The following is a 23,816-nucleotide window of genomic DNA, read 5'->3' as shown; positions in this document are numbered from 1 at the left end:
ACCCGGCTAAAGACGGCTCAGTTATTTCTGAAACGGATGCACCTCCCGCCAGTGGTCGGCAATCTGCTGGCGGGTACAGACCCATACCCGCTCGTGCTGCTGCACATAATCCAGGAACTTCTGCAGCGCGCGAAAACGCCCCGGTCTGCCCAGCAGGCGACAGTGCATGCCGATGGACATCATCTTCGGCGCGCTTTCTCCCTCTTCGTACAGCACGTCAAAACTGTCCTTCAGGTAGGTATAGAACTGCTCGGCGGTGTTAAACCCCTGCGCGGTCGCGAAGCGCATGTCGTTCGCATCCAGCGTATACGGCACAATCAGGTGCGGCTTGCGGGTGCCGTCGCTGCAGGCTACTTCCGTCCAGAAGGGCAAATCGTCGCCGTAATAGTCGCTGTCGTAGTCAAAACCACCGTGCTCCACCACCAGCTGGCGCGTGTTGGGGCTGTCTCGTCCGGTGTACCAGCCCGCTGGCGGCTTGCCGAACAGGTCGGTCAGAACGTGCACCGCCTTATGCAGGTGTTCGCGCTCCTGACTGATGTCCATGTTTTGATAATGGATCCAGCGCCAGCCGTGGCTGACCACGTCGTAATCCGCGGCTTTGATCGCCTCAACGATCTCCGGGTGTCGCGCCAGCGCCATCGCCACGCCAAAGACCGTCAGCGGCAGGCCGCGCTTTTGAAATTCATTGTGGATCCGCCAGAACCCGGCGCGGCTGCCGTATTCGTAGAGGGAGTCCATCGACATGTGCTTATCCGGGTAGCTGGCCGCGCCGATAATGTCCGACAGGAACTGCTCGGATCCGGCATCGCCGTGCAGAACGTGGTTTTCCGCCCCTTCCTCATAGTTGAGCACAAACTGCACGGCGATGCGCGCCTGATTCGGCCACCGCGCGTGCGGCGGGTTGCCCGCGTAGCCGCGCAAATCCCGCGGATAATCCTGTTCAAAAAGCCCCATTGCCACCCCCAAAAATTAAAATGGATTCAATGCCTGAAAATGCCCGCTTAACGGTTTGTTCTCCGGGAATGCCAGATCCCCGTGCTTGCTGGTCGACAGCCCCAGCGCCACCAGCGATTCCACCATCTTCACCGCCGCGCTGACGCCGTCGATCACCGGCACGCGCAGCTCGCGGGTCAGCTCCTGCGCCAGCGTCGCCATGCCGCCGCAGCCCAGCACGATGGCGCCACAGCCATCCTCTTTCAGAGCCTGTATACAGCGCGCGCGCACTTTTTCCTGCGCCAGACCGCTGCCATCCTCCAGCGCGAGCACCGGAAGGTCGATGGCGTGCAGCGCCGCGCAATGGTCCTGAAAGCCATACTGGTGCAACAGATGACGGGCAATAATCAGCGTGCGCGGCAGCGTGGTAACCACCGAAAAACGCGTCGCCACCAGCGTCGCCATGTGCATCGCGGCTTCGGCAATGCCGATAACCGGCCCCTGGGCCAGCTCGCGCGCCGCCAGCAGGCCCGGATCGCCAAAGCAGGCAATCACGTGACCCGACACGCCCTGTTCCCTGCCTTTTTTGATCTGTTCCAGGACACCGACGGCGGCGATGGCCTCATCAAAGTGGCCTTCTATAGACGGCACGCCCGCGCTCGGGCAGACCGCGAGGATCTCTGTCCCCGGCGCCGCCACCGCGCGCGCCGCCGCGCCGATGGTTTCCGTCATGGCGAGGCTGGTGTTGGGGTTGATCACTTGTATACAGACAGACATTACGACTCCTTGTGGCCGGCAAACAGCCGGGCAAAATCAGGCAGGCACTCGCCCGCCCGCTCGAAGCAGAGGCTGGCGACGATATGTTCAAAATGGTGCATGAGGGCATCGCTTAATGGCTCAAGCGCCTTCTGGCGCAGCAGATCCACAAGCTGTTCGTGATCGTTGCAGCGGCAGCCCTGACGCCACGGCGCGCCCCAGGTGGCAATCACCAGCGAAGAACGCTGGCTCAGGCTGGTCACCATCTCAGTGAGCACCTGGTTGCCGGAGATGGCCTGCAGCTGAATGTGGAAATTGGCGGAGTAGCGAATCGCCGCCGGGCCGTCATAGGCCTCGTGCGCCTGCTGCTCCTGGCGAATAATGGTCTCCAGCGCGGCAAGGTGCGGCGGCTGGCAGTGCGCCAGCACGTCCGGAAGGTTAGCGACCTCCAGCAGCGCGCGGGTGCGAAAGATGTGTCGCGCCTCTTCCACCGTCGGGCTGGCGACGTGTGCACCACGCTTGGGCGTCAGGGTGACCATTTGCACAGCGGCGAGTCGTTGAAGCACCTTGCGGATGCCCGTGCGGCTTACGCCAAACACCTCGGCCAGCGCCTCTTCCGGCAATTTGCTCCCCGGCAGCAGCTGATGTTCGACAATCGCGGTCATCAGCGCCTGAAAGATCGATTCGTCTTTGTCATGCAGGTCTGGCGCGGTCTGCAGGGCGTTTATGTTGTTCATTCACCACTCCGTCTTTTACTCTTCGTTATCGAATCGTATACATAAAAATAAAATATTGCATACAAGATTTATTATTTTGGCCTGGATCCTGCAACACCGTTTGCACTCCCGCTTAACGGGTTTTCATTCACAGGAGCAGGTTTCATGCCAAACAGTCAAAACGCACAGCAAGGTACGGCCGCTGATTCCGGTGCGGTTTACAGCCCACGTCTTTGCAATGAGGATCTGGCACCGACGCGTGACCAGAACTGGAGCTGGTACAACATCTTTTCGTTCTGGATGTCGGACGTTCACAGCATGGGGGGTTATGTTGTCGCCGCGAGCTTCTTTACGCTCGGGCTGGCAAGCTGGCAGGTGCTGCTCTGCCTGCTGGTGGGGATTTGCATCGTGCAGCTGTGCGCCAACCTGGTGGCCAAACCAAGCCAGATGGCTGGCGTGCCCTATGCGGTGATCAGCCGTCAGGCGTTCGGCGTCTTCGGAGCCAATATTCCGGCGGTGATCCGCGGGCTGATCGCCTTCGCGTGGTACGGCATCCAGACCTATCTGGCCGCCAACGCCCTGATGCTGGTGGCGCTGAAGTTCTGGCCATCGCTCTCTTCGCTCACCGCCGGCGCGTTCCTGGGCCTGTCTCATCTGGGCTGGATCTGCTTCGCTATTATGTGGGTCCTGCAGGCGATGGTCTTCTGGCACGGCATGAGCGCCATCAAGCGCTTTATTGATATCGCCGGTCCGGCGGTCTACGTGGTGATGCTTGCCCTCGCAGGCTGGATTGTATACAAGACCGGTTTTGACGGGATCTCCTTTACCCTCGCCAGCAAATCCCTGAGCGCGGGCGAGCAGACCTGGCAGATGATCACCGCGACCGCGCTGGTGGTCTCCTACTTCTCCGGCCCGCTGCTCAACTTTGGCGACTTCTCCCGCTACGGCAAAAGCATGGGCGAGATCCGCCGCGGCAACCGCTGGGGCCTGCCGTTCAACTTCCTGCTGTTTTCCATCGTCACCGTGGTCATTGTCTCCGGCACCCAGTCGCTGTTTGGCCGCATGATTACCGATCCGATTGAAACCGTCAGCCGCGTGGGCAACGATCTGGCCGTGGCGATTGGCCTGCTGACGATGATCACCGCCACCATCGGGATCAACATCGTGGCAAACTTCGTCTCCCCGGCGTTTGATTTCTCTAACTGCTCGCCGCAGAAAATTAGCTTCCGCACCGGAGGCATGATTGCCGCCGTCGGCTCGATCCTGCTCACCCCGTGGAACCTGTTCAACTCGCCGGAGCTTATCCACTACACCCTGGACGTGCTCGGGGCGTTCATCGGCCCGCTGTTCGGCATTCTGATTGCCGACTTCTACCTGATTAAGCGCGGCAAGGTGTCGGTTGACGATCTGTTCGACGACACGCCAAAGGGCAAATACTGGTACCGCAACGGCTTTAACCCGAAAGCCATTGGCGCGCTGATCCCGTCCGTTGCCGTGGGCCTGGTGATTAGCTTTATCCCGGCCCTGCATGAGGCGGCGAACTTCAGCTGGTTTATCGGCGTCTTCCTCGGCGGCGTGACGTACCGCTGGCTGGCGCGGGAAGATCGTGAGACGGCGGGCGCGACGTCGTTCAGCTCCCGCGTGGCAACGCAAAAAGAGTAACCCCCTCCCTCCGGCCGCAGCGTATCTGCGGCCCTTTCATTCTGGCACCGTTCTTGCTGAGCCTTCTCACCCCCCGCTACGCAAACACGAAGGCAGGAACCATGATGGAATACCAGACTGCGATACGCGGTGCATTTTTTGATATTGCCCGGGTCTGCGACAGCGCAGACGCCATTGCTCAACACGCGCGCTACCTTGAGGACGGGCTGCTGTTTATACAGAGCGGGAAAATTCTGGCGCAGATGCCGTGGCAGGAGGGCGAGCAGTATCTTGACCCCCACAAGGGCTACACCGACCTGCGCGGCAGGCTGCTTCTGCCCGGTTTTGTCGACACCCACGTCCATTACCCGCAAACGGAGATGATCGGCGCCTTTGGCGAACAGCTGCTGGAGTGGTTGACCACCTACACCTTCCCGGTGGAGAGCCAGTTTGCCGATGAGGCCTACGCGAAAGAGATCGCCGAATTTTTCATTAACCAGCTGGTAAGCAACGGCACCACCACCGCGCTGGTGTTTTGCACGCTGCATCCTGAATCGGTCGAGGCGCTGTTTACCGAGGCCCTGCGCCTCAACATGCGCCTTATCGCCGGAAAGGTGATGATGGACAGACACGCGCCGGACTACCTGAGCGAAGACGCGAAGCAGAGCTACCGGCAGACGCGGGCGCTAATCCAGCGCTGGCACCACCGGGGACGGCTGGGCTATGCCATTACGCCGCGCTTTGCCCCGACGTCATCCCCCGAACTGCTTGCGGCGGTCAGCCTGCTCAGAGAGGAGTTCCCGGACACCTGGCTGCAGACCCATCTGAGCGAAAACCCCAACGAAGTGGCCTGGGTAAGCGACCTCTGGCCGGAGCACGAGCGCTATCTGGACGTGTATCACCACTACGGCCTGACCGGCGAGCGCAGCGTGTTTGCCCACGCGATCCATCTGCACCACAGCGAGTGGCAGTGCCTGCATGACACCGGCTCGGCGGTGGCGTTTTGCCCCACCTCTAACCTGTTTCTCGGCAGCGGGCTCTTTCGCCTCCCCGCCTGCTGGCAGCACAGGGTGCGGATGGGCATCGGCACCGACGTTGGGGCGGGCACGACCTTCAGCATGCTGCGCACGCTGGGGGAAGCCTACAAGGTCGGCCAGCTTCAGAACTACCGCCTGCGCGCCAGCGAGGCGTTTTACCACGCCACGCTGGGCGGCGCGCACGCCCTCCGGCTGGACGATAAGATTGGCAACTTCACACCCGGCAAAGAGGCGGATTTTGTGGTTATCGACCCCGACGTAACGCCGCTGCTGCGCCTGCGCAATCGCCGCTGTCAGGATATCTACGAGCAGCTTTTTGTGCTGATGACCCTCGGAGACGAGCGCAACATCAGCGAGACCTGGGTCAACGGCGAGCGGGTGTGGTCAACTGCCCCGGTAGGTTGACCATCCGCCGGGGGCAATCACAAACGGCAGATGGAAATGCTCGTCTGCCATTTCTCCCGTCAAAAAATCAATTTGCGCACTGGGATAGAGCGTGTCGCGACCGGTTTCGCTAAACCACGCCCCGATCTCCGCCACCAGCCGATAGCGACCTGCGGGCAGAGAGGGAACGAACGCGGCTATGCGCCCCTGGGCGTTGGTCACGCCCGTGGCCAGCGTCTTCCCGTCCTGTTGCAGATGAACCGTTACGCCCTCCGCGGGCTTGCCCGTTGAAATATCGAGAATATGGGTGCTGAGTGTGCTCATTCGTGAATGACTCCTTCCAGACGCAGCAGGGTAATTTCCCGCAGCTGTTGCAGCGCGGCACGGATTTCCTGCGCGTCGCTGTTCTCCAGCCGCGCGTGCAGGGCCCGCAATATCTCCTCGCCGCTGCGTCCCTTCGCGCGGATCAGAAACACGCGTCCGAAGCGGGCCTCGTAGCGGGCATTCCCCTCGCGCAGCGCCTGGGCAAGGGCGCCATCGCGATCGTTCACAGCGCCCTGCTCCTGACGCGACAGCGCCGCCTCCGCCGCTGAACCCGCGGGCTTTTCCCCGATGCGCGGATGGGCGCTCAGGGCTTGCGTCAGACCCGCTTCATCCCAGTTTTGCGTCAGCGCGTTTGCCGTACTGAGTAATTCGTCCCGGCTGGCGTATGGCCGCCCCAGAGCCAGCGCGTCGGCCCAGCCGGGTATCGCCACGCAGGGCTGAAGCAGCGTAAGAGCATCTTTCTCAGGAAGCTGATTGAAGTCGTGCAGTGCGATCATAGTGTCTCCTTTATTATCCTTCGCCAGGCTATTGCACAAACCACGCCACCCTGAACGCGGGCGTGAAACAGTCGATTCCGGAAGGCTGATCAGGAAATTTTTGATTCAAAAAAAGGCACGCTCACCGCGTTTGCGCACCTTAGCAGTGCAAACGTCTCCCTCACAACACCGTTTTCGCCACTCTGCAGCCTGGTACGCAAATTGCTGAATGTCTTTACACCCTGCAAAAGGAGAGAAGCATGAAAGCAATCGTGATTGGCGCGGGTATTGGCGGCCTGAGCGCTGCCGTGGCGCTGAAGAAAGCGGGCATCGACTGTACCGTGTTTGAAGCCGTAAAGGAGATCAGGCCCGTCGGGGCGGCCATCTCCATCTGGCCTAACGGCGTGAAATGCATGCAGCACCTCGGCATGGGCGACATCATCGAGACCTGGGGCGGGCCGATGCGTTTTATGGCCTACAAGGATTACCGGCGCGGCGAGACTCTGACCCGCTTTAGCCTTGCCCCGCTGGTTGAGCGTACCGGCGGGCGTCCCTGCCCCGTCTCGCGCGCTGAACTCCAGCGCGAAATGCTGGACTTCTGGGGGCGCGACAGGGTGCAGTTCGGCAAGCGCGTGGAACACCTCCATGAAGACGACGCGGGCGTGAACGTCACCTTCACCGATGGCACCACGGCAACCGGCGATTTTCTGATTGCCGCCGACGGCAGCCACTCGGCGGTTCGCCCGTATGTGCTGGGGTATACCCCGGAGCGCCGCTACGCCGGGTACGTAAACTGGAACGGGCTGGTGAAGATTGACGAAGAGATTGCCCCGGCGCACCAGTGGACCACCTTCGTTGGCGAAGGCAAACGCGTGTCGCTGATGCCCGTCTCCGGCGGACGCTTCTACTTCTTTTTTGACGTGCCGCTGCCCGCTGGCCTGGCGGAAGATCGCACCACCCTGCGCGCCGATCTCACGGGCTACTTCCGCGGCTGGGCGCCGCCGGTGCAGAAGCTTATCGCTGCGCTGGATCCTGAAACCACCAACCGCATTGAAATCCACGACATTGAGCCGTTCGACAGCCTGGTGCGCGGCAACGTCGCGCTGCTGGGCGATGCCGGGCACAGCACCACGCCGGATATCGGCCAGGGCGGCTGCGCGGCGATGGAAGATGCCGTAGTGCTGGGGGAGTGCCTGCGTGAAAACCATAATATTACGCTGGCGCTGCGGCAGTACGAGGCGCTGCGCTGCGACCGGGTGCGCGACCTGGTGCTGAAGGCGCGTAAGCGCTGCGACGTCACCCACGGCAAAGACATGGCGCTGACGCAGGCCTGGTATCAGGAGCTTAGCGAAGAGACCGGAGAGCGCATCATCAACGGTCTGTGCGAGACCATTCAGGGCGGCCCGTTAGGCTGAACGCAAGAGGGACAACGATGAAAAGAGAACCGACCCCACCCGCCCACTGTACGTTTGAGCCAGAGGACTGGCTGCGTCTGGCGAAATGCTGGCATCCGGTCGCGCGCGCCTGCGACGTCGGCCCGGCGCCGGTCAAAGCGACGCTGCTGGATGAACAGCTGGTGATTTACCGGATAAACGACCAGGTCGTGGTCGCCCGTGACGTTTGCCCGCACCGCGGCGTGCCGCTGACGCTCGGCTTTCACGATGAGCACGGGATTATCTGCCCCTATCATGGTTTACGCTTTGGGGAGGACGGGCGCTGCAACCGTATTCCTTCCAGCCCCGACCAGCCCGTTCCGGCGAAGCTGAATCTGATTAACTACGCCGTGGAAGAGCGGTACGGGCTGATCTGGACCTGCCTGGCCTTTGATCCGGATAACCCCGCGCCGCTGCCCGCCATGCCGCACTGGGATGACGACGGATTTCAGCAGATTAACTGCCCGGCGTTTGAGGTGAATGGCTTTGCCGGGCGACAGGTGGAGGGGTTTCTGGACGTGGCGCACTTTGCGTGGATCCACACCGAAACCTTTGCCGACCCCAATAATCAGCTTGTGCCTGCCTATCAGCCGCAGGAGACGCCGTTCGGCTTCGTGGCGGATTACTGGAGCTCCGTGAGCAACTATCCCGCCAGTTCGGACGTGCAGGCGCCAGAAGGGTTCCAGTGGCTGCGCCATTTTGAAATGCACCTGCCGTTTACCGCTACCCTGACGATTCATTTTCCGGGAGAGTCGAGACTGGTCATTATGAACGCCGCGTCGCCCGTGTCGTCGCGCGTGACCCGCATGTTCGCCCCTATCGCCCGCAACTTTGACCTGCATATTCCGGTGGAGGATGTGCATGCCTTTAACCTGCGCATTTTTGAAGAGGATCGCCTGATGGTCGAAACCCAGCGCCCGGAAAGCCTGCCGCTGGATCTGACGCTGGAAGCCCATATTCCCGCAGATAAAAGCTCAATTGCCTACCGTCGGGGGCTGAAGAAGATGGGCTTTGGCGAATTTTTCCTGGTATGACGGAGGCCGATATGCTGAGCGTAATTGTTGACGGGCTGTGGCGCGAGGGCGACAAAAGCCTCGCCGTCAGGCTGGTGGCTGAAAACGGCGAAGCGCTCCCGGCGTGGCAGGCCGGCGCGCACGTTGATGTCCACCTGCCCTGCGGCGTGGTGCGCCAGTATTCACTGACCGGGGCATGTGGGGACGAGAGCTATCTTATTTGCGTGGGGCGTGAAACCGCCTCGCGCGGCGGGTCGCGCTACGTTCACGAGACGCTGCGTCCCGGGCAGAAGCTGATGATATCGGCCCCGCGCAACCTGTTTCCGCTTCAGCAGGCTGAGCGGGTTTTGCTGCTGGCGGCGGGCATTGGCATTACGCCGCTGTACGCGATGGCCCTGCAGCTGAAGGCGACCGGAACGCCGTTTACGCTGCACTATTACCTCAGAAACCGCGAAAGCGCGGCGTTTACGCGTGAACTCTCCCGGTTCGATGAGTGCCTCGTTCATACCGCCAGCCCGCGCACAACGCTGGCAGAGCATCTCCCCGCGCCCGAGGCGGGGCTTCACGCCTGGATATGCGGACCGGCAGGGTTTATGGAAAAAGTGCGTGAGGTCGCGACGGCAAAAGGGTGGGATTACGCCCACCTTCACAGCGAGGCGTTTCAGCCCGTTGCGCCCGCCGCAGGCGGTGAAACCGGGGAGATCTTCACGGTCAAACTGGCCTCCACCGGTGAGCGCTGGCCGGTGCCTGCGGATAAGACCATCGCCCAGGTATTACAGGAAAACGGGGTGGACGTTCCGCTGTCATGCGAAATGGGGATCTGCGGCGCGTGCCTGACGCCGGTGATTGACGGCGTGGTGGATCACCGGGATAGCGTGCAGTCGGAGGCGGAAAAAAGCGCGACGAACCAGCAGGTGGCGCTGTGCTGTTCGCGAAGCCATTCCGGGGAGCTGGTGATTGGGCTGTAAAACGAAAAAAACCCTGCGATATTGCTATCGCAGGGTTTTCGAATTTGGCGGAAGCGTAGAGATTCGAACTCTAGAACCCTTTCGGGTCGCCGGTTTTCAAGACCGGTGCCTTCAACCGCTCGGCCACGCTTCCAAAGTGAGGCTCACTATAAACATCTATTAGCGCCTTGTAAAGCAGGAATTTTTCTATTTTTCCCCACAGGCGTTTGACTGCGCAAAAAGTCACCCAAACGCTGACTTCACATCACTCTCCGCGACCTTGTACATACCGTAACATAGCAACGCTCATCGTTTTAAAACGCTCTGGTATAGAATGCCACAAAAATAAACGGTCATTTGTTGTGTAATTGTTATAAATCTGAGTAGCCACAGATTTAGAAATTACTGCCATGCAGTGTTACTGGTTGATGATGAAAATCAAAAATTCGCTTTGCTTACATATCCTGATGGCGACGCTGGCCATTTTGTTTCTCTGTGTTCACCCGCTGGTGACGAGCTTCGATCCGCCGCTCACCTTCCAGCCGCTGATTAAATCAATGGCGGGCACGCCTAAAGAACAGGCGGAAAAAATTGGCACTATTTCTCATGCCTTAGAAGGGAATGCTATTTTCTTCATTGGCGCGTCTGAGGTTGCCACCTCAGAAGATGAACATTACGCTGTATATAATTACTTTAATAAGCAATTACACAAACCCGTCGTGGCGTATGGCGATGCGTTTGTCGATGATGAAACGCAATTTTTACTATTCTCACGTTTTAAAAATAGCCTTAACGCAAACAGTAAAGTCGTGTTGCTGCTGGCGCCTGACAGCTTTTACTCAAAAGGGCTGCCACCGGCTATTTATGCCGATAATTTCCCCGGCTCTATTTTTAATCCACTGATGAAGGATCCGCAGGCGCGCCCGCTGCTGGTTAATTATTTAAAGCATATTGATAGTAAAGAAATAAGCCATTTAACCTTTGGCCAAATGCGCGTCTTTGGCTGGCATCCCGATCTGATCTGGGACGAGCTGAGCTTCCAGTTTGCGAACGTCTGTACCATGATAAAAAACGACTGGCTGTCGCTGCTCAACATTAGGCCCCAGACGGTTCAGACCTGGCCGCCGCAGCCAGCCACCCACATTATCCCTGACTGGGATAAAGAGCTGGCGAATGCCCGCGAGTTAAATAAAAAACGCCAGCAGAGCGCGGCCACCCTGTGGATGGACAAAACGATTTACGAAGAGGACGGTACGCGGCAACAGTGGGACGACACGCCGGTCGTGCCTGCGCAAATCGCCGCTTTCAGTAAAACCGTCCAGCTGCTGAAAGAACATCACGTGCAGGTGATTGCTATCGTCGACCCGGTTAACCCCTGGGCGCTTTACAACACCGAGACCTTCCGCCCGGTTGATAAGCAAATTAAAACCATTCTGGAAAAAAACCAGATCCCCTATTTAGATATGTACGCCATGCCTTATCAGAATGGCTGGAACTGGGATCGTTTGCACCCTTCCGAACTGGCCTGGGTTCCTATGATTCGCTTTATTGCACAGAGTTTTAAATGATGAAAATTGCGATCCGTCTTTTTTTCCTTTATCTCCTGATGGCGATTACCGTCGTCGCGTGGACCTCTGTCGATGACAGCATGAGTATGCAGCTGCATTTTGAATATCAAAAGTTCTGAGGCCGAATGATGTATAGCTCAGGAATGTTTTTTGTCTATTTGTTTTTATCCGCCCTGGCGTTTGCGCTGGTCAATCGCGTATTACGCCATCGCCTGACTTATTTATCGGCCTTATCCGTCCTGGCCGCATTAGGCTGGGGCTATATTTTTCAGGGTGATTACCGTGTTCCCGCGGTCGTTTTTTTTAGTTTTTACCTTGTCGCCGCGTTAAAAGAAAAAGGATGGTTAAAAACCTGGCAGGCGATTGTGTTAACGCTGCTTCCTTTATTTTTGGTGAAACTGCACGTTAATCATCATCTCGGTATGATCGGCCTCTCTTTTATGACGTTCCGCGCGGTCGACGTGCTGCTCTATCGCAGTAAAAAAGAAGGGCAGAATTTCCTGCACTATTTCTGCTATCTGTTTATGCCCTTTATTATTCTGGCGGGCCCAATGTACCGCTGGCGGACATGGATGAGCGACGTCAGCAAGCCCGTCTTTGCTCTTACTCGCGAACAGTTTTTAGTGGCGCTGGAGCAAATCATTACCGGCATTGTCCAGAAGTTCCTGTTTGCGATGCTGGTTGATTCACTCGTCGTGCAGCCCTGGAGCCATAAGCCGTTTACGCTGACCGTGGGCGTGGTGATGTCGATTGCCTATAGCGCCTATCTGTACTTTGATTTTGCGGGCTACAGCAATATGGCCATCGGCGCAGGCCGCCTGTTTGGACTCAACATTCCGGCAAACTTCAATATGCCGCTTCTGGCAAAGAACCCGCAGGATTTCTGGCGCCGCTTCCACATCAGCCTGTCTGAATGGCTGCGCGATGTGGTCTTTATGCCCGTCTATATGAACCTGATGAAGTTTAACTTTTTCCGTCAGAACAAAACGCTGGCGCAAAATATCGGTATTTTTTGCACCCTGTTCTGCATGGGGGCATGGAATGGCCTGGAACGCCATTACGTCATCAGCGGCGCGCTGTTTGGCGGCATTTCTGTCGCCCATAACATGCTGCTGTGGTCAGCCAAACGCAGCCCGACGTTACACCGCGGGTTGCAGTATCCGGCCGTTGCGTTTTTGGGACGCATTCTGACGCTGGGAAGCGCCGCGGGCTCCCTTTACATCTTTAGTGGAATGTCACCTCTATGAAAAATCACTCCGATCTTCAGGAAATGTACGATTTCTTGCGTGCGGCATTATGCGATCCCGCCTCCCCGCAGCAGCCAGCCATCAGCGGCAGCGACGAAGCCTTAAGCTGGCTGCAGCTTTCCGCGGCCGTGACGGACTGGGCGCAGCGCTATCAGCGCTGCCAGCCTGTTGCCGGTACGCCGGTCGTCTTGTACGGACACCAGCAGGCCGAGTTCGCCGTGGCGATTTATAGCTGCCTGCTGCACAACATTCCGTATATTCCGGTGGACTGCATCTACCCGCAGGAGCGCCTGCGGGAGATCTGCCATCTGGCCAGCGCCCCTTACTATTACGACGTCGCGACCCGGCAGTTTATCGCCACCGGTGAACCGGGCAAGGTGCTGGAGGAGCAGGATCTGGCCTATATCATGTTTACCTCAGGCAGTACCGGCAAGCCTAAAGGGGTGCAGATTGGGCGTGAAAGCGTATGGCACTTCATGAAATGGGTCAGCCAGGACTTTTCGCTACCGCAAAAACCGGTGCTGATGAACCACGCGGTGTTCAGTTTTGACCTCTCCCTGATCCCTTTGCTGGCGAATCTGGCGATGGGTGGACACATTGTGCTGAACGCCAAAGAAGACATTCAAAAAGAGAACTGGCTGGAACGACTGAAAAGCAATGCCGTCTCCGCCTGGATTTCCACCCCCTCTTTTGCTTACCAGCAGCTGCTTTCCCCGCAGTTTAACAGCGAGTATTTACCTGAACTCAACGTCTTTATCTTCATTGGTGAAGTGTTGAATAAAGCGCTGGTTAAACAGCTTCGCCGCCGCTTCCCGCAAGCAAAAATCATTAACTCCTATGGTCCAACGGAAGCAACCATCGCGACCACCGTGGTTGAAATCACGGATGAGATCCTGAACAGCGACAGCGCCGTGCTGCCGGTGGGGGTCATGATGCCAGAGAGCAGAATGGAAATTTCCGCTGAAGGCGAGCTGATTATCTGGGGTAAAAACGTCATGCGCGGCTACCTCGGCCTGCCGCAGGAGAACGCAGAAAAATTACTCCGTCGGGAAAATGAAGCATTTCGCGGTTACCGGACCGGCGATTTGGGCTATGAAGCGGGACTTATCTACTGCCAGGGCCGCAACGATAGCCAGGTCAAACTGAATGGCTACCGTATTGAAATTAACGAGATTGAAAACCGCCTGCTGGCCATGTCCGGCATCAACGAAGCGGTGGTTCTGCCGCTGATGAAATCCTGCGGCAGCGTGCTGCGCATTGCCGCGTTCTGCGTGACCGATATGGCGCCGGATACCATCAAAACGTCGCTTTCTAAGGTGGTTCCGCACTATATGGTGCCTTCACAAATTATCGTAAAAGACGCTTTGCCGCTGAATCCCAACGGCAAAATTGACCGCAAGCTGCTGGACGCTTACGCCCGCACAAATTAATGACTCCAGGAAAAATTATGGAACAAGAAATTCTCGCCCTGTTCGAAAAAGTGTTATCCCGTAAGGTGGGCTTTCACGATGAACTGATTGAATCCGACATTCTCGACTCCATCCTGGCGGTCGATATGGTGCTGGAAGTGCAGGACGTTTACGGCTGTATGATCCCGCCAACTGACGTAGCGACGGTGCTGAAAACCCCGGCTGACCTGGCCCGCTATATTGAAGAAAACCGCTAAACGCCCCTGCAGTTAATGCTGCCCTGAAGGCTCTGGAGGATCTCCCCAGAGCCTTTTTTCGTTCCCCCTCCCGCCTGAGAGCAAAACGCTGCCTTTCACAGGAATGAAACCCACTGCTTTTACAATTTCACCTACACTTTAGGGGTACTGTCGGTACGGGAAATAGAAAAAAGCCAACTTAATTAAGGCATTAATGATTCGCTCTCCGCTCGGGTTGCGATCGTTTTGCCTTTAACAGAGGAGTCTGCAGTATGGCATTCGTAACCACGAAAGACGGCGTCAACATTTACTACAAAGACTGGGGCTCCAAAGAGGCCCAGCCCATTGTCTTCCACCACGGTTGGCCGTTGAGTGCCGATGACTGGGATAACCAGATGCTCTTCTTCCTTGCTGAAGGCTATCGCGTTATCGCTATCGATCGCCGCGGTCACGGGCGTTCGGACCAGGTGAGTGAAGGACACGATATGGATCATTATGCGGCCGATGCGTCAGCCGTGGTTGAAAGCCTGGATCTGCGTAATGCCGTGCACGTCGGTCACTCCACCGGCGGCGGCCAGGTCGCCCGCTATGTTGCCCGGTACGGCCAACCGCAGGGACGCGTTGCCAAAGCGGTGCTCGTCAGCTCTGTTCCGCCTCTCATGGTAAAAACGGAGACTAACCCCGGCGGAACGCCGATCGAGGTTTTCGATGGCTTCCGCAAAGCGCTGGCGGCTAACCGCGCCCAGTTTTACCTCGACGTCGCCAGCGGTCCTTTCTATGGTTTTAACCGTGAGGGAGCCAAGATTTCACACGGTACGATTCAGAACTGGTGGCGTCAGGGCATGATCGGCAGCGCCAAGGCCCACTATGAGGGGATTAAGGCATTTTCTGAAACCGATCAGACGGAAGATTTAAAAACCATCACGGTTCCCGTTCTGGTGATGCAGGGCGACGACGATCAGGTCGTGCCGTATAAGAATGCCGCCCTGCTGCAGGACAAGCTGCTGGCGAACAGCGTACTGAAAATTTATCCGGGCTTCCCGCACGGGATGCATACCACCCATGCGGATACTATCAACGCGGACATTCTGGCTTTCATTCGCTCATAACGCTGCGTTTCTTGCCGGGTGGTGCTGCGCTTACCCGGCCTACATTCCGCCACAATATTCAGTTTAATGCATGAACGCCACCCGAGGGTGGCGTTGTCTATTCCGCTTAGCGATTATCCAGCTGGGCGCGAACGTTGTTCAGCCCGGTGGTGTTGATGCGGTAAGGCTGCCCGTTCACGGATCGGATCAGCTTTTTAGAGCGGAGTTTTTTGAAGACGTTCAGCGTGCAGTCGCTCAGCACCAGCCCTTCACGGGTGTAGCACTCAACGGACGTGACGCGGCCGGAACTGTCGCGGACGTGCACAATACGCCCACCTTTGGCGAGAACGTGTAAGGTACGTTGTTCCTGACGGGATAAATTCATACTGGAAAACCTGTGTAATCATCATGCGTAAAAACGAGCCCACACCCGCAGGTGCGTGCGTAAGGTTTAAGCGCAGCGATAACCAGTCCGTCCTGAAAAGGTCGGGAAACTGATTATCTGATGAAAACATTCTCCAGCATCAAAGCCTCGATGAGAGATGAAAAGGTATTTACGGGGTGAATAATAGCGCCTGATTTTTGCGGGGAAATAACGGGGTCTTGAAAGTGTGAGGCGGATCGGTCATTCCAAAACAAAAACCCCAGGTTCACGAGTAACCTGGGGTTTATATCTGGCGGAAGCGCAGAGATTCGAACTCTGGAACCCTTTCGGGTCGCCGGTTTTCAAGACCGGTGCCTTCAACCGCTCGGCCACACTTCCTAAGTGAGGCGAACTATAAACACCTCACCGCGTGCTGTAAAGAGTGGCTGCACTCGTTCGCTGTAAAAATAGTCAAAACGTGTTTAATCGGTTGAACTGACGACACATCGACGATTTTATCAGCACAGTCTCCCGCGCTCAGGCTTAGTGTTTTTTGATGTACATGTCTTTGGTGTAATAGTACCCCAGCTTATCCGGCGTAAACCCACCCACCCACGGTTTCACCAGGTGAGTGCGAACGTAGTGATAAACCGGAATGGCCGGCACATCACGACCCAGCAGATCTTCCGCCTGCTGGTAGAACTTACCCCGCTCTTCCGTTGTTTTGGCTTTTGCGGCATTCACCAGCGCCTGGTCGTATTCCGGATTGCTGTACTGGCTGGTGTTTTCGCTGTCGCCGGTGCGGAAGGTGTTCAGGAAGGTCGCCGCATCGTCGTAATCGGCAATCCACGCGTACCGCACCGCGTCAAAGTTGTGGGTGTGCATGGTATCCAGCATGGTTTTCCATTCCTGATTTTGCAGCTTCGCCTCCACGCCGAGGTTCTTTTTCCACATGGAACTGGCCGCAATCGCGATACGCTGGTGCGATTCAGAGGTGTTATAGAGCAGGTTGAAGCTCAGAGGGTGGCTTTCGTTGTACCCGGCCTCGTTGAGCAGTTTTTTCGCCTCAGCGATGCGCTTGTCCTGCGGCCAGCTGGCGTAGTCCGGGTTCTGGAGCTTAACGCCGCCAATATCCGGCTGGCTGATGAGCCAGGCCGGGCGCTGCCCCTGCCCTAACACTTTTCCGGCAATGATGTCTTTATCGAGCGCCATGTTCAGCGCCTTACGTACGCGGGCGTCGTTGAACGGCGGCCGGGTGGTATTGAATTCGTAGTAATAGGTCGCCAGCTGCGGAGAAACATCCAGCTGGCTGCCCAGAGTCTTCTTAAGCTGGGCAAACTGGTTGATCGGCACGGTGTACACGATATCAATTTCACCCGCTTTATAGCGATTCACATCCGAAGCCTCGGACCTGATGGGCAGGTAGGTGACCTTATTAATCACGGTATGCGCGTTATCCCAGTAACGCGGGTTGCGCTCCGCCACAATACGTTCGTTGACCACCCACTGCGAAAGCTTATACGCCCCGCTGGTGACGATATGTTCAGGCTTGGTCCACTTGTCGCCAAAGCGGCTAATCAGCACTTTATCCACCGGCACCAGCGACGGGTGCGCCAGCATCGCGAGGAACGCCGCGTTAGGCTGAGTCAATGTCACTTCCAGCGTGGTGTCGTTAATGGCTTTCACGCCCAGCGTATCGGGGGCTTTTTTCCCCTGCGCGATGTCCGCACCATTTACGATGTGCATGTTGCCTGGATAGCTGGCATATGGTGAAGCGGTTTTAGGATCAACCAGACGCTGCCAGCTCCAGACCACATCTTCCGCGGTGATGGCAGTGCCGTCGCTCCAGGTGATGCCCGGGCGCAGATGGAACGTCCAGACGGTGTTGTCCTTGTTCTCCCATTTTTCCGCCAGTCGGGGCTGAACTTGACCCGACGGGGAAACGCTGACCAGCCCGTCGAATAAATCACTGATAATATTGAATTCGACGTCGCTTTCGACTTTATGCGGGTCGAGCGAAGCGGGCTCATTACCGTTGTTCCTGACCAGTTCCTGCTTATCGGCCAGCTGCGTTCCTGCCGGCACGTTAGCCGCCCAGGTTGTCGTGCTGGCGCACAGGATCCCTGCGGTAAGTAAAGAGAGCGTAAAGCGCGTGCGTGTTTGTGGTTTCATTTCCTTCGCCTTATTGTCTGTTTTTGTGACGATCCGGAAATAACTCTTAGCGGCCTTGTGGTAATAACGCAATAATTTTCAGTAACCTATAAGAGGTTGATCTGATTAATCGTGTCAAACCGCTGTTCATACTAGTGAAATGTATTTATTCAGAAGAAACAACCAGCTCCAGCGCTAACCTGCTGAGTAAAGATGGGTAAAACCACTTTGAGACTGGCGCACCGTTTCCTATTCTTTCCGTTAATTACATCTGTCATAAGAGAGTGACTCATGGATCGTATAATTACTTCCTCACGCGACCGCACATCGCTACTCAGCACCCACAAGGTGCTGCGCAATACCTATTTCATGCTCAGCCTGACGCTGGCGTTTTCAGCGATCACCGCCACCGCCAGCACCGTGCTGATGCTGCCGTCTCCGGGGCTCATTCTGACGCTGGTGGGTATGTACGGTCTGATGTTCCTGACCTACAAAACCGCTGACAAACCGGTCGGTATTCTGTCGGCGTTTGCCTTCACCGGCTTCCTGGGCTACATCCTGGGACCGATGCTGAACGCGTATCTGTCTGCCGGTATGGGCGACCTTATCGGCATGGCGCTGGGCGGTACCGCGCTGGTGTTCTTCTGCTGCTCGGCCTACGTGCTGACCACCCGTAAGGACATGTCCTTCCTCGGCGGCATGCTGATGGCGGGTGTTGTGGTAGTGCTGGTGGGCATGGTGGCAAACATCTTCCTGCAGCTGCCTGCCCTGCACCTGGCGATCAGCGCCGTGTTTATTCTGATTTCTTCAGGCGCGATCCTGTTTGAAACCAGCAACATCATTCGCGGCGGTGAGACGAACTATATCCGCGCCACCGTGAGCCTGTACGTGTCGCTGTATAACATCTTCGTCAGCCTGTTGAGCATCCTGGGCTTCGCCAGTCGGGATTAAACCGCAGCGCTGTGAACCTGGCCCCGCTTATGCGGGGCTTTGTTTTTTGGTACACTGCTGCGGTTTTTGACTGACGCGTGAATGACTATGTTGAGTTTTGAAGGCAAAGAGATCGAGACCGATAACGACGGTTATCTGAAAGAGAGTGGCCAGTGGAGCGAACCGCTGGCGGAGAAAATTGCGGAAAACGAAGGGATAACCCTCTCCCCCGAACACTGGGAAGTGGTGCGTTTTGTTCGCGAGTTCTATCTTGAATTCAACACCTCTCCGGCCATCCGCATGCTGGTCAAGGCGATGGCCAATAAGTTCGGCGAAGAGAAAGGCAACAGCCGCTATCTGTATCGTCTGTTCCCGAAAGGCCCGGCAAAACAGGCCACCAAAATTGCAGGCCTGCCTAAGCCGGTGAAGTGTATTTAATACCGAATCCCGAAGTTTACGTATTCGCGCCCCGGTTGATGGGGTTCAGTTAAGACCTTATCAACCCGCGCGCTGCGCGGCCCACCCGCTTTCAGCCACGCCACCAGCTTGTCGACCTGCTCCGCTTCGCCGCAGGCGACCACCTCAACGCTTCCGTCGTCCATATTTCGCGCGTATCCCGTTAGCCCAAGCTCAACCGCTTCGCGCTGGGTGCTGTAGCGGAACCCGACGCCCTGAACAACGCCGTGAACCCAGGCAATAGTGCAGACTTTAGACATTCTTCTTCTCCTTAACGTAGCGTTTTCGGCAAACAACCATAGTGCTGCCGGAAACGGGCGGTGAAACGAGAGCTGGACAGATACCCACATTGTAATGCGATTTCGCCGATCGGTAATCGGGTTGACTGTAGCTGTGACAAAGCCACGGCCATCCTCACCTCCTCCACAATCTGGCGAAAACTCTGCGACTCTTCACGTAATCGCCTGCGCAGCGTCGGCACGCTTAATGCGAGACGGCTGGCAACGTCCTGCGCGGTCCAGTCTCTGGCGGGCGACAGCATAATGAACTGCCGCACCTGCTCGGTCAGGTTACTGTTTCGCTCAACAAGCAGCGGCCCCGCCACGCCATCATGCAGCAAGGCCAGCAACAGACCGAAGGCCTGATGCTTTTGTAGCGCTTCCGGTAACTCCTGACGCACGGCGTGCAGCAGGTTGTCCCACATAAATGCCAGCCCCTCGCTCAGCGGAGCACAGAGCGAATGCAGCGTCGTGCGCGGCCAGGATTTCAGGTAATGCGCTTTAAACTCGGCAACAATTTCCGGCGATAACATCAGCAAATCCGAGTGAAACAGCCCGTTTACAGGCTGATTGATAATTTCCATCGACGTATTGGCAGGGATAATGATGAGCTCATCCCGTGTCGCCTCCAGGCGGTTATCATCCTGAACAATCACCTTACTGCCGTGAGTGATATGACAAATAGCCGGAAAAAACAGCTTAACCTGGTGCAGGCGATGCATTTTGCTGGCAGTCACTTCACCCGCGGTAAGATGTTTATGTCGAAAATGAAACCCCTGCACCCCGCCATCCTTATCTGCTATAGGTTGCTGTTAACTGAGCCTTTGCCAGAGCGTGACTGTTGATCATAAAACCGACCAGCGCGCCGCTGGCATTTTTGTCTACGGGCAGTTTATCCACGTCCAGCGCCCAGACGGTAATCTGATAGCGGTGAGGCTTATCTCCGGCGGGTGGACATGCGCCGCCGAATCCAGAATAGCCGAAATCATTACGCCCCTGCACAACGCCTACAGGTAATTTCTCGCCGTTTGGATTACCGGCATCAGCGGGCAGCGTCATTGTCTTCGCCGGAATATTGGCTACTGTCCAGTGCCACCAGCCGCTGCCGGTAGGTGCATCCGGGTCATATACCGTAACGGCAAAACTTTTCGTACCGCCGGGGGGATTCTTCCATGCCAGCTGTGGTGAAGTATTTCCACCGTGGCAGCCAAATCCTTCAAATACCTGCTGTTGCGCCAGTCGCCTTTCGCCGGAAATATCTTGGCTGGTGACGTCGAAAGGCGTTGTGGCTAAAACCTGAAAACTCATCGCCGTCAGAGCGGCTATTGTGATGACACTGCGCTTTTTCATGGGTGCTCCCTCTGCTGTACCGGAAGCCCCACTCTAAACCCAGCGGCAATATCGTAATGTGCCTAAGCGATTTGATTTTGTGCCGAAACGCTCAACGGCATCCGCAGATGATTGCGCCTTGCTGAATGTGGTAATCTACGCGCCATTTCCTGAAATCGACAGAACAGCAAATTATGAGTGTACGTTTAGTGTTAGCCAAAGGGCGCGAGAAATCATTACTGCGCCGTCATCCCTGGGTCTTTTCCGGCGCGGTTGCCCGTATGGAAGGTAAAGCCAGCCTCGGTGAAACCATTGATATCGTTGACCATCAGGGGAAATGGTTAGCGCGAGGCGCTTACTCGCCAGCGTCCCAGATCCGTGCCCGCGTCTGGACCTTCGATAAAGATGAAACCATCGATATCGACTTCTTCGTCCGCCGCCTGCAGCAGGCGCAGCAGTGGCGCGAATGGCTGGCAAAACGCGACGGGCTGGACAGCTACCGCCTGATTGCCGGTGAGTCCGACGGGCTGCCAGGTGTAACCATCGATCGCTTCGGCAACTTCCTGGTGCTGCAACTTCTGAGCGCCGGGGCGGAATACCAGCGTGCCGCGCTGATTAGCGCCCTGCAAACCCTGTTCCCGCAGTGTGCCATTTACGACCGCAGCGATGTGGCGGTGCGCAAAAAAGAGGGCATGGAGCTGACGCAAGGCCCAGTGACCGGCGAACTGCCGCCTGCCCTGCTGCCGATTGAAGAGCACGGCATGAAGCTGCTGGTGGATATTCAGGGCGGGCACAAAACGGGTTATTACCTCGACCAGCGCGACAGTCGTCTGGCTACGCGTCAGTACGTTGCCGACAAACGCGTGCTGAACTGCTTCTCCTATACCGGCGGTTTTGCCGTTTCAGCTCTGATGGGCGGCTGTGCCCAGGTTGTCAGCGTGGATACCTCGCAGGAAGCGCTGGACGTGGCAAAACAGAACGTCGAGCTGAACAAGCTGGATCTGAGCAAAGCGGAATTTGTACGCGATGACGTGTTCAAGCTGCTGCGTAAATATCGCGATCAGGGCGAGAAGTTCGACGTCATCGTGATGGATCCGCCAAAGTTTGTGGAAAATAAAAGCCAGCTGATGGGCGCGTGCCGTGGGTATAAAGATATCAACATGCTGGCCATCCAGCTGCTGAACCCGGGCGGGGTTCTGCTCACGTTCTCCTGCTCCGGCCTGATGACCACAGATTTATTTCAGAAAATCATCGCCGATGCCGCAATAGATGCTGGCCGTGATGTACAATTTATAGAGCAGTTCCGTCAGGCAGCCGATCATCCCGTGATTGCTACCTACCCGGAAGGACTGTATCTGAAAGGGTTTGCCTGTCGCGTCATGTAACTTGAAAAGAGAAATATTGCCCGCACATAACGTGTAAGTCGTATTTCCCGGGAGGTGACTATGATTGCCAGCAAATTCGGTATCGGCCAGCAGGTCCGCCACACTTTGCTCGGGTATTTGGGTGTGGTCGTGGATATCGACCCGGAGTATTCCCTTGATGAACCGTCAGCAGACGAGCTGGCGGTCAACGCAGAGCTTCGCGCCGCGCCCTGGTACCATGTGGTGATGGAAGGTGATGATGGACAACCCGTCCACACCTACCTCGCCGAAGCGCAGCTGAGTAGCGAGCTGCAGGATGAGCATCCGGAGCAACCCACTATGGATGAACTTGCTCAGACTATCCGCAAACAGTTACAGGCTCCGCGCCTGCGGAACTAAGCGTGTAAAAAAAGCCCGATGAACGGGCTTTTTTTTATTACTTCGCCAGCCCCAGACGGGGGATATCGATCGCCGGACAGCGGTCCATGACGACGTTCAGCCCCGCATCCCGCGCCAGCACCGCAGCCTGCTCGTTAATCACGCCCAGCTGCATCCACAGCGTTTTCGCCCCGACGGCAATAGCGTCCTGCGCCACTTCCCACGCTGCCTCGGAATTTCGAAAGACATCAACCATATCAATTTTTTCCGGCACGTCAGCGAGCGTGGCATACCCCTGCTGACCCAGTAAGGTTTTTCCCGCCACTTTTGGCGAGACCGGGATGACGTGATAGCCCTGATCGAGAAGGTATTTCATTACCCGATAGCTTGGACGATCGGGTTTATCGCTCGCGCCCACCAGCGCAATGGTACGCGTAGATGTCAGAATCTCGGCAATATCGTTCTCTTTCATGGTTTTTCTCCTGGCTTTTTTAAAAGTGTACGCCAAACCGCACATCTCAACCATCTATCCCATACAGATGCATGAGGGCAAAACGGCGAAATATGTCTATATGTTAGTAAACGTGATTATCGAAAAATTTAGATACATTAATGCGGCGACAGGATTTCTGACGGGAGCCTTCTATGAAAACCGGTATTGCCACTGCTCTGATTGCGTTAGTGATGCCGGTCTGGGTTTTTGCTACCACGCTCCGGCTCTCTACCGACATTGATCTCCTTGTACTGGACGGAAAAAAGGTCTCCAGCTCGTTATTGCGCGGTGCGGACAGCATCGAGCTGGATAACGGGCCGCATCAGCTGGTATTCAGGGTGGAAAAATCGATCGGTCTGGCGAATCACGAGCAAAGGATGTACATCTCGCCGCCGCTGATCGTCAGCTTTAATACCCGGCAAATCAGTCAGGTGAATATCACCCTGCCTCGCCTTGAAACGGAGAAGGAATCTGCGGCCTTCGACGCTTCACCCCGCGTTGAACTGCTGGACGGGGATGCGATGCCGATTCCGGTGAAGCTGGATATTCTGGCGCTGACGACCTCACCGAAAGGTCCGGACTACGAGGCAGCGACCCAGACCTATAACAAAGCGGGTAAACGCGCCTCTCTTCCTCAGTTTGCCACTATGATGGCGGACGACAGTACGCTTTTGTCCGGCGTCTCCGAACTGGACGTCATTCCTCCCCAGTCCCAGACCCTGACGGAACAGCGCCTTAAGTTCTGGTTCCAGCAGGCCGATCCCGACACGCGGGCCCGTTTTTTACAGTGGGCAAAACAACAACCTTCATCATAAGCCACATTTTTTACGCCTTTCTCTTGCAGCGTCAGACGGTTCCCGTCATC

Annotated in this window: 26 protein-coding genes, 2 tRNA genes and 1 pseudogene; 16 read left to right on the top strand and 13 right to left on the bottom strand. The window is 56.7% G+C overall.

The genetic code is table 11. The annotated features are described in order from the left end of the window. Positions 1-21 precede the first annotated feature (21 nt). The 3 genes and pseudogenes from puuE to ACW9E7_RS06340 form a co-directional block, all read right to left on the bottom strand. Positions 22-921: an allantoinase PuuE gene (puuE, locus tag ACW9E7_RS06350; protein WP_232057393.1), complete on the bottom strand. Its 900-nt coding sequence runs from the start codon at positions 919-921 to the stop codon at positions 22-24. Further along, positions 839-1,710: pseudogene (hpxA, locus tag ACW9E7_RS06345) on the bottom strand (allantoin racemase). Before hpxA ends, puuE begins: the two are co-directional and overlap by 83 nt. Then, positions 1,710-2,426: a GntR family transcriptional regulator gene (locus ACW9E7_RS06340; RefSeq protein ID WP_136194653.1), complete on the bottom strand. Its 717-nt coding sequence runs from the start codon at positions 2,424-2,426 to the stop codon at positions 1,710-1,712. The pseudogene hpxA and the gene ACW9E7_RS06340 overlap by 1 nt, the downstream one beginning before the upstream one ends. A gap of 144 nt (positions 2,427-2,570) precedes the next feature. On the opposite strand from ACW9E7_RS06340, the gene ACW9E7_RS06335 reads away from it, so the two are divergent. Next, a complete protein-coding gene (locus ACW9E7_RS06335; RefSeq protein WP_458727429.1) occupies positions 2,571-4,067 on the top strand; it encodes an NCS1 family nucleobase:cation symporter-1 in 1,497 nt (498 codons plus the stop codon). Positions 4,068-4,168: 101 nt separating this feature from the next. Next, complete coding sequence (gene guaD / locus ACW9E7_RS06330; protein ID WP_458727428.1) at positions 4,169-5,488, top strand: guanine deaminase; 1,320 nt, start codon at positions 4,169-4,171, stop codon at positions 5,486-5,488. On the opposite strand, the gene uraH is transcribed toward guaD, so the two are convergent. Both uraH and uraD read right to left on the bottom strand, forming a co-directional pair. Next, positions 5,468-5,791: a hydroxyisourate hydrolase gene (gene uraH / locus ACW9E7_RS06325; protein ID WP_458727427.1), complete on the bottom strand. Its 324-nt coding sequence runs from the start codon at positions 5,789-5,791 to the stop codon at positions 5,468-5,470. The two genes, guaD and uraH, sit on opposite strands and share 21 nt — an antisense overlap. Beyond that, positions 5,788-6,288 carry a 2-oxo-4-hydroxy-4-carboxy-5-ureidoimidazoline decarboxylase gene (gene uraD, locus ACW9E7_RS06320; RefSeq protein WP_458727426.1) on the bottom strand — a complete coding sequence of 167 codons (501 nt, stop codon included), beginning with the start codon at positions 6,286-6,288 and terminating at the stop codon, positions 5,788-5,790. The genes uraH and uraD overlap by 4 nt, the downstream gene beginning before the upstream one ends. A gap of 239 nt (positions 6,289-6,527) precedes the next feature. Between uraD and hpxO the strand changes: the two genes are divergently transcribed. The 3 genes from hpxO to ACW9E7_RS06305 are packed head-to-tail and all read left to right on the top strand — an operon-like array spanning position 6,528 to position 9,681. Next, positions 6,528-7,682 (top strand): FAD-dependent urate hydroxylase HpxO, encoded by a 1,155-nt coding sequence (gene hpxO / locus ACW9E7_RS06315; protein WP_458727425.1) that lies wholly within the window; start codon positions 6,528-6,530, stop codon positions 7,680-7,682. A 17-nt stretch (positions 7,683-7,699) separates the two neighbouring features. Continuing rightward, positions 7,700-8,734, top strand: a complete 1,035-nt coding sequence (gene hpxD, locus ACW9E7_RS06310) for a molybdenum cofactor-independent xanthine hydroxylase subunit HpxD (RefSeq protein WP_458727424.1) — start codon at positions 7,700-7,702, stop codon at positions 8,732-8,734. 11 nt (positions 8,735-8,745) lie between these two features. Further along, entirely contained in the window at positions 8,746-9,681 is a 936-nt protein-coding gene (locus ACW9E7_RS06305; RefSeq protein ID WP_458727423.1) for a PDR/VanB family oxidoreductase, read from the top strand. 45 nt (positions 9,682-9,726) lie between these two features. Here ACW9E7_RS06305 and ACW9E7_RS06300 read toward each other — a convergent pair. Beyond that, positions 9,727-9,814 (bottom strand) — tRNA-Ser (locus ACW9E7_RS06300). A gap of 277 nt (positions 9,815-10,091) precedes the next feature. Here ACW9E7_RS06300 and ACW9E7_RS06295 point away from each other — a divergent pair. The 6 genes from ACW9E7_RS06295 to ACW9E7_RS06270 all read left to right on the top strand — a co-directional run bounded on the left by ACW9E7_RS06295 (position 10,092) and on the right by ACW9E7_RS06270 (position 15,229). Further along, positions 10,092-11,228 (top strand): D-alanyl-lipoteichoic acid biosynthesis protein DltD, encoded by a 1,137-nt coding sequence (locus ACW9E7_RS06295; RefSeq protein ID WP_458728373.1) that lies wholly within the window; start codon positions 10,092-10,094, stop codon positions 11,226-11,228. Next, positions 11,225-11,347: a hypothetical protein gene (locus tag ACW9E7_RS06290; RefSeq protein ID WP_458727422.1), complete on the top strand. Its 123-nt coding sequence runs from the start codon at positions 11,225-11,227 to the stop codon at positions 11,345-11,347. Before ACW9E7_RS06295 ends, ACW9E7_RS06290 begins: the two co-directional genes overlap by 4 nt. 9 nt (positions 11,348-11,356) lie before the next feature. After that, positions 11,357-12,475: an MBOAT family O-acyltransferase gene (locus ACW9E7_RS06285; RefSeq protein ID WP_458728372.1), complete on the top strand. Its 1,119-nt coding sequence runs from the start codon at positions 11,357-11,359 to the stop codon at positions 12,473-12,475. Further along, a complete protein-coding gene (locus ACW9E7_RS06280) occupies positions 12,472-13,905 on the top strand; it encodes an AMP-binding protein (protein ID WP_458727421.1) in 1,434 nt (477 codons plus the stop codon). The genes ACW9E7_RS06285 and ACW9E7_RS06280 overlap by 4 nt, the downstream gene beginning before the upstream one ends. A 17-nt stretch (positions 13,906-13,922) precedes the next feature. Then, a complete protein-coding gene (locus ACW9E7_RS06275; RefSeq protein ID WP_008499867.1) occupies positions 13,923-14,141 on the top strand; it encodes an acyl carrier protein in 219 nt (72 codons plus the stop codon). 251 nt (positions 14,142-14,392) lie between these two features. Further along, positions 14,393-15,229, top strand: a complete 837-nt coding sequence (locus tag ACW9E7_RS06270) for an alpha/beta fold hydrolase (RefSeq protein ID WP_458727420.1) — start codon at positions 14,393-14,395, stop codon at positions 15,227-15,229. Between the two features lie 106 nt (positions 15,230-15,335). Here ACW9E7_RS06270 and ACW9E7_RS06265 read toward each other — a convergent pair whose 3' ends face one another. The 3 genes from ACW9E7_RS06265 to ACW9E7_RS06255 form a co-directional block, all read right to left on the bottom strand. Continuing rightward, entirely contained in the window at positions 15,336-15,593 is a 258-nt protein-coding gene (locus tag ACW9E7_RS06265; protein ID WP_115874665.1) for a YjhX family toxin, read from the bottom strand. A 290-nt stretch (positions 15,594-15,883) separates the two neighbouring features. Beyond that, positions 15,884-15,971, bottom strand: a tRNA-Ser gene (locus ACW9E7_RS06260). A 144-nt stretch (positions 15,972-16,115) separates the two neighbouring features. After that, complete coding sequence (locus ACW9E7_RS06255) at positions 16,116-17,744, bottom strand: ABC transporter substrate-binding protein (protein ID WP_458727419.1); 1,629 nt, start codon at positions 17,742-17,744, stop codon at positions 16,116-16,118. Between the two features lie 270 nt (positions 17,745-18,014). Between ACW9E7_RS06255 and yccA the strand changes: the two genes are divergently transcribed. Both yccA and tusE read left to right on the top strand, forming a co-directional pair. After that, a complete protein-coding gene (yccA, locus tag ACW9E7_RS06250) occupies positions 18,015-18,674 on the top strand; it encodes an FtsH protease modulator YccA (protein WP_023335168.1) in 660 nt (219 codons plus the stop codon). Positions 18,675-18,761: 87 nt separating this feature from the next. Further along, the gene (tusE, locus tag ACW9E7_RS06245) at positions 18,762-19,091 is read left to right on the top strand and encodes a sulfurtransferase TusE (protein ID WP_032658335.1); all 330 of its coding nucleotides are present in this window, start codon (positions 18,762-18,764) and stop codon (positions 19,089-19,091) included. On the opposite strand, the gene yccX is transcribed toward tusE, so the two are convergent. The 3 genes from yccX to ACW9E7_RS06230 are packed head-to-tail and all read right to left on the bottom strand — an operon-like array spanning position 19,088 to position 20,737. Beyond that, positions 19,088-19,369, bottom strand: a complete 282-nt coding sequence (gene yccX, locus ACW9E7_RS06240) for an acylphosphatase (RefSeq protein ID WP_029739909.1) — start codon at positions 19,367-19,369, stop codon at positions 19,088-19,090. The two genes, tusE and yccX, sit on opposite strands and share 4 nt — an antisense overlap. A gap of 11 nt (positions 19,370-19,380) precedes the next feature. Beyond that, positions 19,381-20,169 carry a helix-turn-helix domain-containing protein gene (locus ACW9E7_RS06235; protein ID WP_458727418.1) on the bottom strand — a complete coding sequence of 263 codons (789 nt, stop codon included), beginning with the start codon at positions 20,167-20,169 and terminating at the stop codon, positions 19,381-19,383. A gap of 10 nt (positions 20,170-20,179) precedes the next feature. Continuing rightward, the gene (locus ACW9E7_RS06230) at positions 20,180-20,737 is read right to left on the bottom strand and encodes a kinase inhibitor (RefSeq protein WP_458727417.1); all 558 of its coding nucleotides are present in this window, start codon (positions 20,735-20,737) and stop codon (positions 20,180-20,182) included. A 173-nt stretch (positions 20,738-20,910) separates the two neighbouring features. Between ACW9E7_RS06230 and rlmI the strand changes: the two genes are divergently transcribed. Both rlmI and hspQ read left to right on the top strand, forming a co-directional pair. Next, on the top strand, positions 20,911-22,101 hold the full coding sequence (gene rlmI, locus ACW9E7_RS06225) for a 23S rRNA (cytosine(1962)-C(5))-methyltransferase RlmI (RefSeq protein WP_014883260.1): 1,191 nt from the start codon (positions 20,911-20,913) through the stop codon (positions 22,099-22,101). 60 nt (positions 22,102-22,161) lie between these two features. Next, entirely contained in the window at positions 22,162-22,479 is a 318-nt protein-coding gene (gene hspQ / locus ACW9E7_RS06220) for a heat shock protein HspQ (RefSeq protein ID WP_013097248.1), read from the top strand. 37 nt (positions 22,480-22,516) lie between these two features. Here the strand turns inward: hspQ and ACW9E7_RS06215 are convergent, their stop codons facing one another. Continuing rightward, complete coding sequence (locus tag ACW9E7_RS06215) at positions 22,517-22,930, bottom strand: CoA-binding protein (RefSeq protein WP_008499920.1); 414 nt, start codon at positions 22,928-22,930, stop codon at positions 22,517-22,519. A 173-nt stretch (positions 22,931-23,103) separates the two neighbouring features. Here ACW9E7_RS06215 and csgI point away from each other — a divergent pair, with 173 nt between their 5' ends. Next, entirely contained in the window at positions 23,104-23,766 is a 663-nt protein-coding gene (gene csgI, locus ACW9E7_RS06210; protein ID WP_127730303.1) for a curli synthesis inhibitor, read from the top strand. Positions 23,767-23,816 lie beyond the last annotated feature (50 nt).

It is taken from the genome of Enterobacter sp. H2G27 (genome assembly GCF_054403075.1).
This window is presented reverse-complemented; position numbering and strand designations above follow the sequence as displayed.